Source organism: Paenibacillus sp. FSL H8-0034, from assembly GCF_038000305.1.
In the GTDB taxonomy this organism is placed as follows: Bacteria; Bacillota; Bacilli; order Paenibacillales; family NBRC-103111; genus Paenibacillus_S.
The window spans coordinates 560,703-580,963 of record NZ_JBBOBS010000001.1; the positions used below are offsets into that span (position 1 = coordinate 560,703).

Annotated in this window: 15 protein-coding genes; 7 read left to right on the top strand and 8 right to left on the bottom strand. The window is 48.1% G+C overall.

Annotated elements, in window-relative coordinates:
- Positions 1 to 23: 23 nt before the first annotated feature.
- A complete protein-coding gene (locus NST47_RS02585) occupies positions 24 to 1,574 on the bottom strand; it encodes an MDR family MFS transporter (protein ID WP_341153818.1) in 1,551 nt (516 codons plus the stop codon).
- Positions 1,575 to 1,980: 406 nt separating this feature from the next.
- Here NST47_RS02585 and NST47_RS02590 point away from each other — a divergent pair, with 406 nt between their 5' ends.
- Positions 1,981 to 3,183 (top strand): MFS transporter, encoded by a 1,203-nt coding sequence (locus NST47_RS02590; RefSeq protein ID WP_341153819.1) that lies wholly within the window; start codon positions 1,981 to 1,983, stop codon positions 3,181 to 3,183.
- 24 nt (positions 3,184 to 3,207) lie between these two features.
- Positions 3,208 to 4,110 carry an aldo/keto reductase gene (locus NST47_RS02595; protein WP_341153820.1) on the top strand — a complete coding sequence of 301 codons (903 nt, stop codon included), beginning with the start codon at positions 3,208 to 3,210 and terminating at the stop codon, positions 4,108 to 4,110.
- 138 nt (positions 4,111 to 4,248) lie between these two features.
- On the opposite strand, the gene NST47_RS02600 is transcribed toward NST47_RS02595, so the two are convergent.
- Positions 4,249 to 5,721: a PAS domain S-box protein gene (locus NST47_RS02600; RefSeq protein WP_341153821.1), complete on the bottom strand. Its 1,473-nt coding sequence runs from the start codon at positions 5,719 to 5,721 to the stop codon at positions 4,249 to 4,251.
- 487 nt (positions 5,722 to 6,208) lie between these two features.
- Between NST47_RS02600 and NST47_RS02605 the strand changes: the two genes are divergently transcribed.
- Entirely contained in the window at positions 6,209 to 6,934 is a 726-nt protein-coding gene (locus NST47_RS02605; RefSeq protein ID WP_341153822.1) for a 3D domain-containing protein, read from the top strand.
- A 156-nt stretch (positions 6,935 to 7,090) separates the two neighbouring features.
- On the top strand, positions 7,091 to 7,870 hold the full coding sequence (murI, locus tag NST47_RS02610; protein WP_341153823.1) for a glutamate racemase: 780 nt from the start codon (positions 7,091 to 7,093) through the stop codon (positions 7,868 to 7,870).
- Positions 7,871 to 8,005: 135 nt separating this feature from the next.
- Here murI and NST47_RS02615 read toward each other — a convergent pair whose 3' ends face one another.
- The 5 genes from NST47_RS02615 to NST47_RS02635 all read right to left on the bottom strand — a co-directional run bounded on the left by NST47_RS02615 (position 8,006) and on the right by NST47_RS02635 (position 15,119).
- Complete coding sequence (locus NST47_RS02615; protein ID WP_341153824.1) at positions 8,006 to 9,586, bottom strand: response regulator; 1,581 nt, start codon at positions 9,584 to 9,586, stop codon at positions 8,006 to 8,008.
- A gap of 299 nt (positions 9,587 to 9,885) precedes the next feature.
- Positions 9,886 to 11,670, bottom strand: coding sequence for a cache domain-containing sensor histidine kinase (locus NST47_RS02620; RefSeq protein WP_341153825.1), 1,785 nt, complete (start codon positions 11,668 to 11,670; stop codon positions 9,886 to 9,888).
- Positions 11,671 to 11,885: 215 nt separating this feature from the next.
- Positions 11,886 to 13,265: an ABC transporter substrate-binding protein gene (locus NST47_RS02625; protein WP_341153826.1), complete on the bottom strand. Its 1,380-nt coding sequence runs from the start codon at positions 13,263 to 13,265 to the stop codon at positions 11,886 to 11,888.
- Between the two features lie 65 nt (positions 13,266 to 13,330).
- Entirely contained in the window at positions 13,331 to 14,161 is an 831-nt protein-coding gene (locus tag NST47_RS02630; RefSeq protein WP_076235801.1) for a carbohydrate ABC transporter permease, read from the bottom strand.
- Between the two features lie 4 nt (positions 14,162 to 14,165).
- On the bottom strand, positions 14,166 to 15,119 hold the full coding sequence (locus tag NST47_RS02635) for a carbohydrate ABC transporter permease (RefSeq protein ID WP_240415545.1): 954 nt from the start codon (positions 15,117 to 15,119) through the stop codon (positions 14,166 to 14,168).
- A gap of 190 nt (positions 15,120 to 15,309) precedes the next feature.
- Here NST47_RS02635 and NST47_RS02640 point away from each other — a divergent pair, with 190 nt between their 5' ends.
- Positions 15,310 to 15,915, top strand: coding sequence for a histidine phosphatase family protein (locus NST47_RS02640; protein WP_341153827.1), 606 nt, complete (start codon positions 15,310 to 15,312; stop codon positions 15,913 to 15,915).
- Positions 15,916 to 16,003: 88 nt separating this feature from the next.
- A complete protein-coding gene (locus NST47_RS02645) occupies positions 16,004 to 17,656 on the top strand; it encodes a glutamine--tRNA ligase/YqeY domain fusion protein (protein WP_341153828.1) in 1,653 nt (550 codons plus the stop codon).
- Between the two features lie 166 nt (positions 17,657 to 17,822).
- Here NST47_RS02645 and NST47_RS02650 read toward each other — a convergent pair whose 3' ends face one another.
- Positions 17,823 to 18,920 carry a CdaR family transcriptional regulator gene (locus NST47_RS02650; RefSeq protein WP_341153829.1) on the bottom strand — a complete coding sequence of 366 codons (1,098 nt, stop codon included), beginning with the start codon at positions 18,918 to 18,920 and terminating at the stop codon, positions 17,823 to 17,825.
- A gap of 181 nt (positions 18,921 to 19,101) precedes the next feature.
- Between NST47_RS02650 and NST47_RS02655 the strand changes: the two genes are divergently transcribed.
- Complete coding sequence (locus NST47_RS02655; protein ID WP_341153830.1) at positions 19,102 to 20,244, top strand: glycerate kinase family protein; 1,143 nt, start codon at positions 19,102 to 19,104, stop codon at positions 20,242 to 20,244.
- Positions 20,245 to 20,261: the final 17 nt, after the last annotated feature.

The window sequence follows — 20,261 nt, forward strand, 5'->3', positions numbered from 1 at the left end:
GGATAGAGGATGAATTGTAGCTGCTATTGCGTTAAACTTTGCTTGGTTGTGGCCGACTTTGGAACCAATCTGGCCGAACCGATCAGAATGCTGGCGATGAGGCTGACAACGATCAGAATGGCACCAACAAGAAATACGAGGTTCAAGGCATCACTAAATATTTGTTGAAGTATGTGCAGGATTTCAGCAGGTAAGGCAGTTCGTGAGTTGGAGTCAAGAAGCACCTGCGGATCAGTAAAATGCTGAAGCTGTTCCGCAGTAAGGCCAGTCATGGATGGGCTTAATGTGCTCAATCCTCCAGCCATTTGCTGAGTAAGCAGCGCTCCGAGCACGCTGACACCGATGGTTCCTCCAATAGATCTGAAAAATTGCGAGGATGATGTTGCTACCCCGCGCAGTGCGGGTACAACGGCATTTTGTGCAGCTGTTCCAAGCACCGGATATATAGCTCCCATACCAAGCCCTGTGACAATCATATACAGGATGATTTCCAATCGGGTCGTTTCCAGATGCATATGACTTAGCAGAAGGAACCCGATGGCCATCAGGATCAGACTGGGAACGAGAATCGCTCGATAAGAAGCCTTGCTCATTAACCGTCCGCTTAACGTGGAGGTGACGGCTGCTGACAGCATAAGCGGTGTTAAAATATAACCGGCTATGGATGGGCTTACGCCTATGACTCCTTGTACAAATAATGGAATATAGGCAATCGCTCCGAACATCCCCGCACTCATGCAAAATCCGGCAATATGACTAAAGCTGATGGCGCGAATTTGGAATAAATGGAGTGGAATGATAGGCTCTTTTACCCGGCTTTCGATCCATATGAATAGCGCGAGGAGAACAGTGCCGACTCCGAATAAACCGATCATGGTGGAGGACAATCCTGTAGAAATAGAACCTTGGCTCTGGTGATCGCCACTAAGCACGGGGATTAGTAATAAGGATATGACCGCACCACTTAGCGTAAGCGCCCCCAGCCAGTCAATAGACCGTTTCTCTGTACTTATCGTCTCCTTCATGGAAAATAGCATAATAAGCATAGCAGCGGCGCCGAATGGCAGATTCAGATAAAAGATCCAGCCCCAGTGGAAGAAGTCCACGATCAATCCACCAACAATAGGACCGACAATACTGGATATAGCGAATACGGTGCCAAACAATCCCATAAATTTTCCGCGTCGTTCAGGCGGATATATATCTGCGATAATGGTAAAGGCGATAGGCATCAATGCGCCTGCCCCGAGTCCCTGAATGCCTCTGAATAGGATCAATTCGGTCATCGTGCCTGCAAGTCCGCATAAGGCTGAACCGATGAGGAAGAGCGTCAGGCCGCTTAAGTATATCTTTTTACGTCCCAATAAATCAGCCAGCTTTCCGTATATGGGCATCGTTGTGGTAGAAGCTAGCATGTAGACAGCAAACACCCAGCTGTATAAGGAAAGACCTCCTAATTGCTGGACAATCGTGGGCATCGCCGTGGATACAATCGTCTGGTCCAGAGAGGATAAAATCAATCCTATTAATAAGCTGGTCGTGATTAGAGCCGTAGTACGCTTGTCGGTTTGCATAATGAATTCACTCCTTGTTCGGTGGTGTTCAGACTTCAAAAATATACGTGAAAATGGGAGAAAAGAATAGACTTATTCTTTCCTTTGAGTTATTGTATAGGTATAGTACGCCCCTAAACATATTTTACAAATATTCCCATATTGAACTTACTTTCAGCTATATTTTTATAATTGCTGATTTGAAAAAATCCTCTGCTATCCACCCGCCGTTATACTACGCCTTTCCAATACCCCTCACACCCGATATGTAATTGCCCAAGTGCATGATGTAGTCAATTCATAGTTACCCATGCGTAACTTGCAATATTATCCATACCAACTGATCATTATTTCAGCTCTTCCTTCCATCGGTTATATTAGGTATGATTCGAGGTAATAGATCATAGCTTTACCGAAAGGAGACCGCATGACTTCGGCAGCTGCCCCACGTTCTTACCGTATTCCCTTGTTTTGTGCCGTGACGTTATTATTCTGGTTTTCGATGTACACCTGTGTGCCGATATTGACAGCCTATGTGGAGGAGCTAGGTGCTTCGCATAAAATGGCCGGCCTGATTGTTGGTATGTATGGCTTCAGCCAAATGCTGCTGCGTATCCCAGTAGGGATCATGTCCGACCGATTTCACAAAAGAAAGCTGTTTATTACATTTGGGCTCTTGTTCTCAGTGCTCGCAGGGGCAGGCATACTGGTGACTAACAGTGTGACCTGGATTTTGATTCTGCGTGCATTGGCGGGCGCAGCGGCTGCGACCTGGGTCGATTTTACGATCCTGTTTACCAGCTATTACAAAAAGGATGAAACGACCAAGGCAATTGGTACGATCAGCGTCTACAACACATTGGGGCAGATGCTCGGCATCTTGTGCGGTGGCTGGTTTGCCGATATGTACGGCTGGGAATCGTCATTCCTGATCGGTGCTGTGGTCGGAATGATCGGGATGGCCGGATCCTTCTTCCTCATTGAGAAGTTTGATGATAACGCGCAGAAGATTACCGCCCGCGGCGTCATGGAGGTCGCCAGTGACCGCACACTGCTGGTCGTTTCGTCGCTCGCCATTTTATTTCAAATCCTGACCTTTGCAACCGTTTTCGGCTTTACACCGGTGTACGCCCAGTCGCTTCATGCAACGAAGCTTGATATGGGGCTGCTGACGTTCTTTTCTACGTTTCCAACGGCTGTTGCTGCATGGGTAGGAGGACGGCATCTGGCGCAAAAGTTTGGGGATCGATCGATTATTATTTTTGGCTTCGTGCTTAACGGGGTATTCAGCATGATGATTCCGTTTACGTCGGATTTGGGATGGCTGATTTTCACACAAGCCATTGCCGGGTTTGGCAGAGGCTTGGCAACACCCATTTTGATGTCACTCAGCATCAAGCATATGCATCCGGACAAGCGCGCGACAGCTATGGGATTTTATCAGGCGATTTATGGATTCGGGATGTTCGTCGGGCCGTTTTTTATGGGGGCTGCAGGTGATTGGCTGACGTTAAAGGAAGGCTTCGTTATCATAGGAGCGCTTGGTTGTGCATCTGCGGTGTTGACTCATTATTTATTAAGGCAAAAGCCAGTACCAAAAAGCACCGACAGCAAATCAATATCTAACTAATCTGGAATGGGAGAGATGACTTCTATGGAAAAAAGAAGATTCGGCAAAACAGATATGTTTGTCAGTGTGTTGGGCTTTGGCGGTGCAGAAATCGGCTATCAGCAGGCGTCCTTATCCACGGTGGAGCGGCTGCTCGGCAGCGCGTTGGACGCCGGATTGAACGTAATCGACACCGCAGAATGCTATAAATCCAGTGAGGAGCTTATCGGCCAAGCGGTCAAGCATCGCAGAAATGACTACTATTTGTTCACCAAATGCGGGCATGCCTCAGGCCTCGACGCCAAGGATTGGGACCCCAGGATGCTGGCAGACAGCATCGACCGCAGCTTACAGCGGCTGCAAACGGATTATGTGGATCTGATTCATTTGCACAGCTGCTCCGAGGCGATATTGCGCGATGGTGAAGTCATCGCCGTCTTGCAGCGTGCACAGGAAGCAGGTAAAACCCGTTATATCGGCTACAGTGGTGATGGACAGGCGGCATTGTATGCGCTCCAGTGCGGGGCCTTCGACAGTCTGCAAACCTCAGTCAATATCGCGGACCAGCAGGCTATTGAGCTAACGCTGTCAGAAGCAGTGGTCAGACAGGTTGGTGTTGTAGCCAAGCGGCCGATAGCGAATGCGGCATGGATGTCCGGCAGCGAGAAGCCTAAGGAAGCCTATCACCATACGTATTGGGAGCGGCTGCAGCAGCTGAATTACGATTTCTTGAAGCAGGACGCAGCAGAGGGGATCGAGCAAGCACTGCGGTTCACATTAAGCCAGCCAGCAGTCGCTACTGCGATTGTTGGGACGACCAAGCCTGACCGTTGGCTGCAAAATGCCGCTCTCGCTGATAAAGGAGTTCTCACGAATGCACAATTGCTAGCGATACGAGCGCGTTGGAACGAGGTAGCGGCTGGTAAAGAATGGGTAGGCCAGGGTTAATAAAGCTTAAAGCAATGAAATCGTGCGCTGGACATAGATACACCTAAAGACCATCCTTCTACATTGTAGAAAACATGGTCTTTTTTGCGCTCCTACGCTCCCAGGCTATTGAATGGAGGCCTTCATTCAGCTCGTCGTCTACAAAGTAATGAGAACCACAGTCCCGAGGTTCTCCTCGGATTGTAAAGTCAAGGTACCGCCATGCTTTTCCACAATATTTAGACAAACCACCAACCCAAGTCCCGTGCCCTTCTCCTTAGTCGTATAAAAGGGTTCAAATAACTGGGCCATCTTGGCTTCCGGAATGCCACAGCCCGTATCCGAGATTTGTAAAGCAACCTTGCCCTCATTCTCCCTGGTGACGATGGTGAGGGTTCCACTTGCATCCATCGCTTCCATTCCATTACGTATGATATTCAGAAGCAGCTGCTTAATCTCCTTATCGTCCAGAAGCAGGTCGCTTATCGATTCGTCCAGGTCGAGCACCATTGTATGTCCTTGCAGGTTGGCCTCTGCCGATAGGATCGGATAGAGTGTATGGATAATATCGTTAAGATTGCACATTTTTTTCTCAATCGTGCGGTTTTTGGACAGGGCCAGGAAGTCGCTGATGATCTCATTAGCCCTATCCAGCTCATCCAGAATGATAGGGTAATAGCCTTGCGGATCGGATGTGTGTTTTTCACCGAGCAGCTGAATAAATCCGCGAATGGTCGTTAGCGGATTTCTGATTTCATGGGCAATACTTGCTGCGAATTGACCAATGGTGGACAACTTGTCCGTTCTGTCCAGCAATTCACTCTGCTGCTCTTTGAGTTGTTCTAATTTCTTTTTGTCCATAATGTCTTCAATTTGCGCAATAAAATATAACGGATTTCCCGCATCATCACTTACCAGAGATACGCCAAGTAATGCCCAGATGAGCGATCCGTGCTTATGTATGTATTTTTTTTCCAAAAAATAATGACTGGTGGATCGTTTCAAAAGCCTATCTAAATCTTGCATATGCTTGTCCAGATCGTCCGGACTTGTAATATCCTTGTAACCTAATTGCAGCAGCTCCTGCTCGGAATAACCAATGAGGCTGCACAGGGCTCGATTGACTTTAATAAACTGTCCATTTAAATTGACCAGTGCCATCCCTATAAGTGCATGATCGAAGGCCCCTCGAAAGCGCTGCTCGCTTTGTCGGAGGCATTCTTCAGCCTGCTTACGATCTGTAATATCCCTCGCGATGCTTAGGATATACTGCAGCTCGCCTTCCTCATTTTTAATATGTTTAAAAGTAGCTTCAAACCACACATAATGGCCGCGCTTATGACGAAACCTGAAGTTTACGACGCCACTTTCTTTATTCGCATCATAGGCTTGCAGCACTTTCCTGTCCTCAGGGTGAATATAATCAAATGATGTTGTTCCTATCATCTCCGAATTCTCATAGCCAAGCAACGTCTGAACCATAGGGGACACATATCGGCATAATCCATCCGGTGTGCTATAGGAGATGATATCCAAGGTATTCTCGGTGATCAGTCTAAATAATTCTTCAATTTCTTGCTGTCTTGATTCAGTGCTCGTATGCCTAATGCCGTCTATAGGATTTGGTTCCATGTCTACTATTCCTCCACGTCTGGTTGAAAGCCAATTCGATATTGATGGTGGTTGCGAATACGCTTACAGGATTATTTGGTATATACGAACAAAGCCATACTGGAGAGTCTACCTCTCTTAATATTTGCTTGATCATTCAACGATATTAGCGGCTATTCCTAAGATTTATGTTTTAAACTCGCGTTTATTATTCGTTATGCTCCTCGTTTTAGGACTATTTTACCATTTAAAAAACATCTTGTCATGGTTAGTAAACAAATAGCTGATCCTGTGATGCAGGGAAGTGCGAGAAAAATGATGTGTACAAGTTGTGGATAATTTTGTGGATAACTGTGTAAAAAGTCTGACAATTAACGGTTTTATGTGTGCATAATATTCGATTTACATAATTAGGAAGGTTTATCGATGACGAATTGGGGTAACTGTAGTCTAGTAAGTCTGATTTTTATGATTTACTATTTTCTTTGCCTAAGGAGGAACCTTTCATATGTATCAAAGGCATATAAAATCGTTGTATGTTCTCATATTTTTTTTCATACTGGGATGGAAATCAGATTTCCATTCACAAGCAAGCGGCATATGGGAGTTCAACGCTGCCTCTATGGCGGAGGCTGATTCCAAAAGTAATCAAGTGGTTCAAGGTCCCGTTTGGGAACCAAGCCCAGATTACGAGTCGAACGGGGGTATGCAGCCCATAGCACCGAAACGAATCATGTATCAGGTCAATAAGGGAGATACCCTTGAGCATATTGCGCAGCAGTTTGACAACTCGGTGGAAACGCTGGCAATGGAAAATCAGCTGGAACCCTCACAGCTTCTTATTGTGGGTCAACAACTGCATATCCCATCCGCTGAAGCTGTAATTCCATTGCCGGATGATCAGCCCAAGGTGATTAGTCAGGTGATGAATTCAACCTTAACGGCTTATACGGCAGGTGTGGAGTCTACAGGCAAATCCGAGGGCCATCCTGAATACGGGATTACCTTTAGCGGAAGTAAAGCGGAGGAAGGGCGAACTATCGCTGTAGACCCGGCTGTGATCCCGATTGGCACGGAGGTGTTCATTGATGGAGTTGGTATTCGAACGGCTGAAGACACGGGATCTGCGGTGCGCGGCGCCCGAATTGATGTGTATATGAATGATTTAGGTGAAGCCGTTGATTTTGGCGTGAAACGGAATGTGAAGGTGTATGTGCTGTCCACAAGCCATTAAGCATAAGCTGAAGCGGAGGAGAAGTGGCGAAATCACCCATCTGATTTAAACAGCAGCTTGATTTGTGCAGTGTCTATTGGCTTTCCTGACAATAGGGGTATAATGTAATTTAGTGTTCCAAAAACAATTATATTCTTAAACGAATCAGGTGGAGAGATGAGAATAGCTTTTTTTGATTCGGGATTAGGCGGTATCACGGTTCTGCATGAAGGCATGAGACGCTTTCCCCAAGAGAATTTTTACTATTACGCAGATACGCTTCATGTTCCATACGGAACGAAGCCGAAGCATGAGGTTAAACAGTATATTTTTGAAGCGGTCGACAGGATGATGCAGCTGGACATTAAAGCGCTGGTGATCGCCTGTAACACAGCGACCAGTATTGCGATAACAGAGCTTAGAAGCGCCTACACCTCGATACCCATTATTGGTATGGAGCCAGCCGTAAAGCCAGCTGTGCAGCTGAGCCGCGTAAACGGCCGGCGTGTGCTGGTGCTGGCGACGCCGCTGACGCTGCGGGAGTCCAAATATATCGAGCTGGTGAACCGTATAGACGACCTCAGCGTTGTGGATTCATTGCCGCTGCCTGAACTGGTCCAATATTGTGAGTCGCTGCAGTTTGATGAAGCCTTGATGACTGACTATTTCTCTGCCAAGTTTGCACCCTACGATCTGAATAACTATGGAACGCTAGTATTGGGCTGTACGCATTATCCCTTTTATAGACAGATATTGCGGAAGCTGCTTCCCAAGCATATTCAAATTATCGACGGAAGCAGTGGAACAGTGAACCACCTGGCTGAGCTGTTAGTCAGCCATTCCCTGCTTGAGAACACGGGCTGTGCCGATGTGCAATTTATTTGTTCCGATGATAGCCCTTCCTACTTGCTAAGAATGGAGCAGGCGCTCAACATTTATAAGACCCATCATGACTGAAATAAAGCCGAGGCCACCCAGACGTAAAGTACGGGTGGCTTTTTCAATGGTGGTACCCAAGCTTGCATCCGTCCGTTCATTAAGTCCATTGGTCAGTTTATGAGTATCAGTTATTCAATTCAGGCAGGCCGAGTCTTAACTCTTCACCTGCTTAAATTCCGATGGGGATACGCCAGTATATTTCTTAAAGCAGACGCTAAAATATTGCGGGTTGCGGTAACCAACCTTTTCGGCGACCTCATACGACTTGAGATCGGTTATCCGCAGCAGCTCCATAGCTTTATTCATCCGCAGCTGGTACAGGAAATCGCTGAAATTAATGTTCTTTTCCTTTTTGAAAATGATGCTTAAATAGGTAGGGCTGATGTGTACCACACTGGATACATCCTGCAGAGACAGCCCCTCTTGATCATAATGAAGCTCCATATAGGCAACGGCCCGATGGATAACCTTTTTCATCTGGTGGTCGCGTTGATCGTTGACGATGGTGATGAGCTGAATAACAAGCTGGCGTATAGAGGCAAAGATTTCAGAGACTGTTTGCATCTGCTGCTGCTTGGTGTAGACAGCATAGAAATCATCCAATTGCTTGGCCTGTTCCTCTAATTCTTTATACAGCAGAACAGTAATCTCGACACCAATCAGCCGCATGCGGGATAAGGAAACTGTGTGGCTTTCAATAATGGCCTGCTCCATGCTGCGCAATAAGTCAAGCGCATCTCTCTCCAAGCCAAGCTTAACCTTCACGGCCAATTCCTTTTCCAGAACGTTCAATTCCACGGATTCCTTACGAGGAGCATCACCGGTGTCGGCTACGGTCAGGACGCGGTTGGTTCCTACTATATGGCGAAATTCCAATGCAGAGCGTGCGCCTTGATAAGAAAACGCTATTTCTGCAGCCTGCTCATAAGCGGACCCTATACCTGCGGTTACGGTAGTCTTCAAAAACTTCTCGACATTGCCGCGAATGGTCTCGGCAATCTCATAGGCATGCTGCTCGGCCTCTTCCAGTCCACCTTCGGCGCAAACAATGAGTACGACTTCATCCTCAAAGGAATTAAACACAAGCCCCCTGCCCAAGCTGGTCAGCGTTTCCTCGGATACATTGAGTACACAATATTTAAGTACCTCTTTGCCGAACCGGTTCTGGTATTCAGGATAGCTGTAGTCATCAGCCTTCAGCAGAATCACTGCGTAGTATGAGGCTGCAAGCTGAAGATCGAGAAAATCGCTTCCAGAACCGATTTCCGTGGGCGTGAGCTTACCGTCGATCAGCTTTTCGAGAAAGCGCTGCTTCAGAAGCGGCATGCCCTCGACAACCTTTTTCTTCATGGTGCACTCATATTCACGCTCCTTCATGGCCCGCTTGGCGGTCTCCAGCAATTTATCACTGTCAACGGGCTTCAACAAATAGTCGAATACCTTCAGCTGCAGCGCGCGCTTGGCAAATTCAAAATCGTCATAGCTTGTCAGCATAATAATTTTGGTATCGGGATAAGTCTTGACTACCTGCTCGGTCAGCTCGAAGCCGTCAACGAAGGGCATGCGGATATCGGTAATAATGAGCTGAGGACGCTGCTCTGCGATCAGCTTCAAGCCTTCCTCACCATCGGAAGCGGAACCGACTAGCTCGAAGCCGTTCCCCTGCCAATCGATATTTTTGCTTAACCCGCGAATAATGATGACTTCATCATCGATGATGGCTACTTTGTACATGTGGGGTTCACCTCTTAAAAGTTTTCGTTAGAAAACTGCTTCGTAAGCGTTACCGGGCTTTCCGTAGGAAAGCTGGCATCGTAAGCATAAACCGGAAGTTCGGTGAATCATGAACGGAGTGGCCAAATAATCCTGTAGAAGCGTCAGCGTTCGCCTTTGTTTCCGTACTTTTACCGCTAAATATCTTATAAAATCAAAAAATACGGAAACAACAGTGATCGTAAGGATATTTGGCCGCGCAGTGGGACTTATTCACCGGACTTCCAGGATTAGGTGTTCGCGAGCTTTTCGTAGAAAAGCTACTGCTTTCTAAATGTGACGATAGCTACGGTCCCCGTCTCGGGGCTGCTCTCGTAGCTGAGCCCACAGGACGCGCCGTAATTCAGCTGCAGCCGCTTATGCACGTTGCACACGCCAAAGCCGACCGCTTCTTCGCCCTTCATCATGACCTCCTGCAGCGCACGCTTGATGTGTGCCAGCTGCTCAGCCGACATTCCCGGTCCGTTGTCCTCTACTCGAATGACACCATTTTCACCAAGGATCGTACCGACAATACGAATGTGGCCTTTCTTGCGGATCTGCTTCATACCGTGATAGATCGCGTTTTCAACGAGCGGCTGCAGGGTCAGCTTGACCATTTTAAAATCCAGCAGCTCGGGGTCGATCTCAATGCTGTACGTAAAGCTGTCGCCATAACGCATTTGCTGTATTGTGAAATAATGATTGATATGCTCGATTTCCTGAGAAACGGGAATAATTTCACTGCCTTTACTGATCGAGATACGGAAAAAATCAGCGAGTGCAGACACCATTTGACTGGCTTCCTTTTTTTCGTCCATTTCGACCAGATGCTTGATGGAATAAAGCGTATTGTATAAAAAATGCGGCCGAATCTGAAATTGCAGCGCCGCCAGCTCAGCTGAGCGTTTCTTTTCCTGCTCTTCCTCAACCTGGACAAGCAGCTGCTGGATCCGCTTCAGCATATCGCGCATGCCACGGTTGAGCACGCCAATTTCATTGTTCGGATATTCCTTGAACTCGATATCGAGGTGACCTTCTTCGATTGTATTGATTTTGCGGGTCAATTGAATGATCGGCTTCGTTATATAGTTGGCCATGACGTTGGAAAAGAGGACCACGATCACGAACAAAATGGACATGACCGCCAAACTGAGGTATTTGATATAGCTGACCTTGTCCAGCAGCTCTTCCTTTGGAATGACGGCGGCTATTTTCCATCTGTTGATTCGGAGGGTATCATAGACGACCAGCATTTCTTTGCCGTATTCGTTGGTTATGGTCATTTGTCCAGACGGCTGCTTCGTTTGCAGGATTTGAGGCTGCAGATCGGCATCCTTGATATCGTATTTGTCGGCAATTTTTTTGTACGAGATCAAACCGTCCTCGCTCACGAGACAGAGATAGCCATTATTACTGATAGTTGGCGTAGTCAGGATCGTTTTGAAAAAGGAGTCCTTGATATTAAAAAGAATAATGCCTTTGCTGTGATCTACGTCTTTACCGAGCAGCTTATACAGGCTGACGACCTTGCCGTTGTAATTTTTATTTAACGATGCCGCAACCGGATCGGTATGCAGGGTCAGCCAATGGATCACGGAGGTGGGATCGGTTGCCTGCCGAAGCTTGTAAGGCTCAAGAGAAATTCCGACCTGTACGGTCAGATCATCCTTTCGGTAAAACGCAGGGCGGTCATAATTGTAATAAAGCAAAGTCGAGTCGATCAAGGCCCGGTCGGGAAAAGCCCGGTTCAGTGCTTTGTTCAACAATAAATAATCATCAGAGTGCAGCTGGTATTCGGGGTTCTGCGTACGTATCGTAATATCGGACAAATCGGAATCGCTGTCAAGAATAGTCAGACTGGTGACCACATCCGTTAATTTATCGTTCAAAAAGCTTTGGGTTTGCGATACGGTATCGGAAATACTCGTGAATGCATTTTGCTGCAGCTGGTCGGAAGCGAGCAGGTACGAGAACAAGCCGGTAATAAAAACAAATAATGTCATAATCGGGATAAATAATCGCAAAATGGATGATTTCAGTGAACGGTTGCGAATGAACGACAAGGCTATTCCCCCCATGGTTTCATGATAGCATAAGGCCTGATTAAATAGAGGGTTTAAAATGGAAAAACAACCAAGCCATGGAACAACATCGACATCTACCCGGGAGAAGGGAGTTGCAGCGCTGTTCCAAAAGGCTGGCTTGGCAGCATTCAGCAGATTTTTTTGACACGTATCCCATTAACCACGGAGCATGGCATGGCTGGAAAAGAAGCAGGCTATTTTTTAATACTCTTATCGTACTCCGCTTTGGCCTTCTCCATCGCGCTGGCCCATCCATCAAGGAAGGCTTCCGCCGTCATGGATCCGGACATCACCTTCTGGAAGTTAGGCTCCAGTGTTTGAGCCAGAATGCTGCTGTAATCCGGTAAATAGATCGGTACGTCCAGCACGACTGTATCTTTATCGGCCATGACCTTGGCACCGTCCTGGATATGCTGTGATTTCTTCACATAATCACTTTGCAGCGCATCTGAGTTGATCGGCATTTGTCCGATTTTTTCATTCCAATACGCTTGCGATTCACTGGAAAGGATGAATTTGAAGAACTCCCACGTTTCTTCCGGATGCTTGCTGTTTTTGAAAATTCCGTAGCCGTTAGCGCTTGGGGCCACAATAGTTTTGCCGGTGCTGGATTTGGGCAGGATCGTCGCTGCGAATTTGCCTTCACCGATCGATTGCACATGGTTGTTATAGGAACCAAAATTGTGCTGAACAATGGCAGCTGTTCCGGTATCGAACGTAGCGACCATCTCCTTGTAGGCGTTTGTAATATCGCTCGTTGGCGTATATTTCTTATACATGCCCACATATTTTTTGAGGAACTCCAGGTTCTTCGGATCGTTGACGGTTGCTTTACCCTTGTCGTTAAAATAACGCTCCACACCGGAATAGGCGTACATCGCGGTTGTCAGCTGGTTAATACTGCCCACACCGCCGCGAATCGTATAACCGAACCGGTTCTTGCTGGCATCGGTCAGCTTCTCGACATCCTTGAAATAGTCATCCCAGGTCGTAGGCGGATTCAGTCCGGCTTCTTTAATCCAGTCACTTCGGTACCAGAACACATCCATATACATCGTGCCGGGAATTTGATACAGCTTTTTATCGGGCACCAGTGTACGGTTGTATTCGATCAAGCTCTTGGTGATTTTGTCCTTGTCGCTCCATTTATCGAAGTAAGGGTCGAGGGCAAGCAGTACGCCCTTGGCGGCAAAGTCAGAAATCCAGATATTATTGACGCCAGCGATATCCGGTGTATCGTTGGAGGCGATAGCGACATCATATTTCTGTTTGGCTGAAGTACTGGGAATCCCGACGTATTCGACCGTGATATTCGGATTTTTAGCTTGAAAGCGCTTAATTATTTCCTGCAAATAAGGCGTTCGGTCCGGCCCGGCGTTCTCATCCCAGAAGGTGATCTTCACATTTTCCGCGGGCTTGGCCGGATCGGCTGGTTTGGCGGTGTCCGCAGGCTTGCTGCTGGCTGGAGTGTTGGCAGTACCACTATTCGCCGCAGTATCGCCACTCCCGCAGCCTGTCAAAACGGAGAAACCAATTGCCCCTAAAGTAAGCATCGAAGTCATTTTTTTTAACATGCGATCCACATCTCCCTTTCAATCTCCTACATGTATGCTAATCCCCGAGGGAAATTAGTTCAAGCTTAACCTTTGACGGCACCAGAGCCCATGCCCTGAACGAGATATTTTTGTACAAAAGCGAACAAAATGACGGCAGGCAGTAAAGAAATCAAGCTTCCGGCTGCAAGTGCGCCGTAGTGGATATCGAATTCGCCCTGCATATACCGTAAACCAACAGGCAATGTGAACAAGGCAGGCTTGCTGATAAACATCAGAGCGAACAGAAACTCGTTCCAGGCACTGATGAAGGTGAACACGGTTGTGGCCACAATACCCGGCAGCAGGATGGGGAAGATCACGAGGAAGATCGCTTTCAACCGGCTGCAGCCATCGACCATTGCCGCTTCCTCCAACGCTTCTGGAATATTACTGATAAACCCGCTCATGAGCAGCGAATTGAACGGAAGCTGGAACGTGCTGTACGTAATAATGAGAGCGAACAGGCTGCTTGTCAGCCCCAGCTGTTTGAAAATCATGAATAATGGAATGAGCAGCATTGCGCCAGGCACAAATTGTGTACAGAGCAGCATGATCATAAAGGCACCCTTGCCCTTGAACGTAAACCGGCTGATCGCGTAGCCTACCAGTACTGAGCAGATCAGCACGATGATGACGGTCATGGCTGAGACGAACACGCTGTTTTTGAAAAAAACCGAGAAGCCGACGTTGTTCCAGGCGACGAAATAATTTTCAAAGGTAACATGCTCTGGCCAATAACGGATCGGCAAACGGGTGATTTCGCCTTCCTGCTTCAGGGAGGTGACTACAGCCCAATAGAGGGGGAATAGGGTGAATGCCATCGCTGCGAGCAGTGGCAGTCTTAATACGAATAAACGGTCCAAGCTTTTTAGCATCTGTCTAGCCCTCCTTGCCAAAACGACTTAATTTCAGATAACCCATCGCAAACACAAGCAGAATAAGAAAGCTGATGACGGTCAGTGCAGAGCCGTATCCGAAGTTTTGCGCAACAATCGCCTGATTGGCCACGTACATGGTCAGTGTTGTTGTTGCATTAGCCGGACCGCCGCCGGTCATCGTGAAGATCAAATCGACATTGTTAAATTCCCAGACCGCACGCAGAAGCGTGGAGAGGATAATTGAATTTTTGAGAAAAGGAATCGTAATGTGGATGAACGACTTCCATCTCCCTGCACCATCGACAGTTGCCGACTCGTACAAATCCTGAGGAATTGTCTGCAGTGCGGCCAGCATCGTGATCGTGAAGAAGGGGATTCCCCGCCACAGCTCGGTAATAATAATCGCCGGGAACACGGTATTGATATCGGCCAGCCAGGCAAAGTTCTTATCAATGAACCCAAGCTTGATAAACAGGCTGTTAATCAGTCCCATATGCTCGTTGAACAGCAGCGACCACATGGTGGAGGTAATGACACCGGAGACTGCCCAAGGCATGATTGCGATGGAACGGAACAGTCCGCGCATGGCAAAGGTTTGTGTCAGCAGCAGGGCAATCAGCAATCCGAACAGGAGTTGAAATACGACCTCGATGGTCACCCATTTAAAAGATATGAGCAGGCTCGAAGCGAACAGCTCATCGGTGGTGAAGATGGCCTTGAAATTGTCCAAGCCGATAAAGCCATTATAGTAAGGCTTGGCTGGGTTGAAATTCTGAAAGCTGTAATAGAATACATTCGCCATCGGATAAAACAGAAAGCCCATAATGAGCAGTACAGCGGGGGCAATCAGCAGATAGGGCATCCAATAGGTGCGAGGCCGTTTCTTTCGATGCCGCAAGCGCTGGTTTGCCGCGGTGGTCGGCAGCTTGTCAGTGTAGGTGGAATCGGTACTCATCAGGTTCCTCTCTTTCAGTAAGCTTTGATGTGTGATGAACAGTTTGGGTATGTAGTAACTATAGAGGTAATTCCCTTTATCTGGAATCCAAAATCTTTTTCGCTTTGTTAAATATCTTTTCATCTTTATAATAAATAGTAATCAAAAGCACTTATTTCAGCTGAGGTTGAGTACGAGAGGAGACCCCCTTATGAATACGACGATTTATTGGGTGCGGCACGCCAAGTCACCCTTTTCCCTCGAGAATGAGCGGCTGCGTGAATTGTCACCCGATGGCAAGGCGGCTGCGGAGTGTGTAACTGAAATTTTGGTGCAGGAGCAGCTGGAGGCTGTAGTGTCCAGTCCGTACACACGCGCCGTTCAAACAGTGGAGGGTGCCGCGGCGAAGCTTGGCTTACCCATTGAGCTGGAAGAAAATTTGCGTGAACGACCACTGGCGAGTCTGGATCACGTTATTGAGGATCACGATTTTATGGCTGTCATAGAGCGTGCCTTTACCGATCCTGATTATGCGCTGCCTGGCGGGGAATCGAATCATGAGGCACAGCGGCGGGGAATGGAAGCCTTACAGCGCGTGCTTGATCGTCATCAAGGGAAGCGAATTGCCATCGGTACCCACGGGAACATTATGACGATCCTGATGAGTCATTGGGATAAAGAAGCTTATGGCTTGGCGTTTTGGAAGCAGACCTCGATGCCTGATATTTATAAAATGACCTTGGATGAACAGCAGCAGCTGGTGGCCGTAAGTCGCTTATGGCCTGTCAATCAACAGATTTCCCCAATAAATTCATAGATTCATAGATTCAAGCATTATATTTCTCAGCGTTTTTGTGTATGATAGGGTATAAAACTAAACTACTGCATGAGAAAGGTTGATTGTATTGGAGAATCCGTCTGTTTCATCCCATTTTATTAAAAACATTGTCATTGACGACTTACAATCCGGTAAAGTCAACCATGTCGTGACACGTTTTCCGCCGGAGCCGAACGGTTATTTGCACATTGGACATGCCAAATCGATCTGCCTTAATTTTGAGCTGGCTGACGATTTCAAGGGTCGCACGAACCTTCGTTTTGACGATACGAATCCTCTTAAAGAGGATACTGAATATGTGGAAGCGATCAAGGAGGATGTCCGCTGGCTCGGCTTTGAGTGGGACGGGTTGTTTTTTGCTTCCGATTATTTTGAAGAGATGTATGAGCGGGCCGTGCTGCTGATCCGTAAAGGAAAGGCATATATCGACGACCAATCGGCGGAGGAAATCCGTTTAACCCGCGGAAGCTTGACACAGCCGGGCCAAAACAGTCCGCATCGTGACCGCAGCGTGGATGAGAACCTTGATCTGTTTGCCCGTATGCGGAGCGGTGAGTTCAAGGACGGCGATAAAATTTTGCGTGCCAAAATCGACATGAGCTCGCCTAACATCAATTTGCGGGATCCTGCGCTGTACCGGATTTCCCACACAACCCATCACAATACGGGGGATGCCTGGTGCATTTACCCGATGTATGCTTTTGCTCATCCACTCGAGGATGCGATTGAGGGTGTGACCCATTCGATCTGTACGCTGGAATTTGAGGATCAACGTCCGTTCTACGATTGGGTCATTGCGGAATGCGAAATGGAGCATCAACCGAAGCAGTATGAATTCGCGCGGCTTAATATTACAAATACCGTTATGAGCAAAAGATTCCTGAAGCAACTGGTCGATGAAAAGATTGTGGACGGCTGGGACGATCCGCGGATGCCTACCATTAGCGGTCTGCGCCGCAAGGGCTATACACCGGAGGCGATTCGCAGCTTTGTGCGCGAGGCGGGCGTAGCCAAAAGCAACAGTACGGTAGATGAGCGGATGCTGGAGCATTTTATACGTGAGGATTTGAAGCTCAAATCACCAAGAACGATGGCTGTGCTGCGTCCTCTGAAGGTGATCATCACGAACTACCCGGAAGGCCAGGTCGAGATGCTGGAGGCGGAAAACAACTCGGAGAATCCGGAGATGGGCAATCGCGAGATACCGTTCTCACGGGAAATCTATATCGAGCAGGACGACTTTATGGAGACACCGCCCAACAAATATTTCCGGCTGTTTCCCGGCAATGAAGTGCGCCTGAAAAACGCTTATTTTATCAAATGCCACGATTTTGTTAAGGATGAGCAGGGCAATGTGACGGAAATTCACTGCACCTATGATGTTGAGACGAAGAGCGGCAGCGGGTTTACCGGACGCAAGGTCAAGGGGACGATTCATTGGGTCGAAGCCAGTCAGGCGTTGCCTGCTGAATTCCGTCTGTATGAGCCGCTTATTTTGGATGAGGAAAAAGGCGACAGTGACTCGTTCATGGAGCATATTAATCCGAATTCTCTGGAAGTGCTCCAAGGTTTTGTAGAGTCCAATATGAGCTCAGCGCAGCCGCAGGACAAATTCCAATTTTTCCGCCATGGCTACTTTAACGTCGATACGAAACGCTCGGAACCGGGCAAGCCTGTGTTTAACAGGATTGTATCGCTTAAAAGCTCGTTTGTCGTGTAGGATGAGTGAAGCCAGAATAGCTGGCGCATAGGTATGAATATGAACCGACGGTCCCTTTAACGGGTGATCGTCGGTTTTTGTTGTAGTGGTCAGCCGCGGATTAACAAAGGTTGTATGGCGCTCTGCGTCGTAATGGAACACAATGATTGTCGTTCATACAAACAAGTCATTCCATTATTTTCTTTGTATCATAGATCCATATCGCCATCTGGAGCGCCGTGGCGTCCTGAAAGTTCTGTGGGTCGTATCCGGTCAGCTCTTTGATTCGTTTGAGCCGATAGATCAAGGTGTTTCGGTGCACGAATAAGGCCTGTGCGGCTTCCTGGATGTTCAGATTGCAATCAAAAAAAACCTGGAGCGTTCGTACCGATTGCTCGGATATATCGGGGAAAATCCGGTTCACGAACCTTTGTTTTACGTCAGCATCAGAAGTGTGAACAATGGTTTGCGGCTCCATTCCCGCATAGTGATTCCATGGAGCCGCAGGACTGCCATGCCGCAGCGCAGCCTCTGCTTCCTGATAAGCGATGTGAACAGCCGCGAGCTCAGATACTTGCAAAGAACAGCCAATTTGAATCTGCTGTCTGGACGGCTTCAATTCGGTAGAGAGCCTTTCCAGCATGGCATTCATACGGGTTTCATTCATCGTAGAGAGCAGAACAAACAGCCGATGCGTGTCCAATACGCCAACCAGTGTTTGTGTGCCACCAAGCCGATCCTCGATGGCTGCGGCAAGGGGGTCATTATAGGACAAGGTAAGCTCCGTTCGCACAATAATCACAGTAAACGGTGGTTGCAGCTGCAGGCGCAGCAGCTGTAAGCGCTCGTCCACTTTATGGGCATCAAAATCCGCCTGGATTAACGCCTCAATGACAATTTCCTTCGTGCGGTTGCGCCATTCCTTCTCGGACAGCAGGAAGGCTTGATTCAGCATCAGCTCTGTCGTCATCTTGACCAATGCACCAAGCTCGGAAACCTCATCCGCTTGTCCTGTAATGCCGATAACTCCAACGATATGCTGGTGAAACCAAACCGGTATATTAATCCCGCATTGGCTGCCCTTCCATAGCGCTTTATTCGCTTCATTAATCAATAACGGTTTGCCGGAACGAATGGCCTCAATAGCTCCCATATGCCGTTCTCCCAGCCTTGACAGGTCGCCAGAGGCGATAATTCGTCCATCCGTATCCATAATATTGATGTTACGATGCAGCCGCTCCATTGTCTCCCGGACAATATGCTCAGCCATTTCACGAGTTAGCAACGTCCAACCTCCTATGCACAAAAAAAAGCCTGGATATGAAACTTTTTTTATCGTTTGTAACTGAATATTTCTAGTTTCCCATCCTTTATAATGAGAAAGAAAGCAGGCAGCTGAAATCAGAATTGTTGTACTCCATATATGTATTATAGACGAATAAACCTGTAGGAAGGTGGATCATCCGATGAAAATTATTATTGCCCCAGATTCGTTCAAAGGCAGCATTAGTGCGAGGAACGCGGCCCAGGCGATAGAACGTGGCATCAAACGATATATGCCGCATGCACAAACCATCCTCGTACCTGTAGCTGATGGTGGGGAGGGTACGCTGGATTGCCTTATTGCCGCAGCCGGAGGAATCAAAATGTCGGCCACGGTAACAGGACCGCTCGGAGCTCCTGTGACTGCCGAGTATGGATTATTGGAGCCGGATCAAACGGCCGTCATCGAAATGGCGACAGCCTCCGGGCTTTATCTGATCCCATCAGAGGAGCGCAACCCGCTTCTGGCGACAACTTATGGTACCGGTGAGCTGATTCGCCATGCCCTAGATGCCGGATGCCGCAGCTTTCTGCTGGCGCTTGGAGGCAGCGCTACAAATGATGGTGGTGCCGGAATGCTGCAGGCTCTTGGCATGCGGCTGTTGGACTCAGACGGCAATTCTGTAGGCTATGGTGGCGGTACTCTGGACCGGGTTGCCTCGATCGATGATAGCAATTGGGACCCCAGAATTGCTGAGTCTCGTTTTCTGATCGCATCGGATGTGCAAAATCCGTTTATCGGGCCGGACGGTGCCTCGCGTGTATTCGGACCACAAAAAGGCGCCAGCCCTGAAATGGTTGAGCAGCTGGAGCTGAATCTGACGGCATGGGCGGATATCATCGCAATCAAAACGGGCAAGCGTGTGCATCAGCTGCCTGGAGCCGGAGCGGCTGGCGGCATTAGCGGCGCATTCCTTGCGTTTTTTCCTGCCTCGATCAAACGGGGCATCGATATTGTCATCGAATACTCGCATCTGCGAGACCATTTACAAGCCGCTGATTTGGTTATTACCGGCGAGGGACAAATTGATTTTCAGACAGCTTCCGGTAAAACACCCATGGGTATCGCGCAGGAAGCGCACAAATTAGGTGTTCCGACTATTTGCCTGGCGGGCTCGGTAGGCCGGGGGATCGAGGCTTTGTATGAGGTCGGTATTACGAGCGTTCACAGTATCGTGACCGGACCGATGACCCTGCAGGAAGCCATGAGCCGTGCCTCTGAGTTGCTGGAGCTAACTGCAGAGCAGGTGGTTCGTACTTTCCATGCATCGACACAAAGGGAATAGAGGCCCTATGTATCATA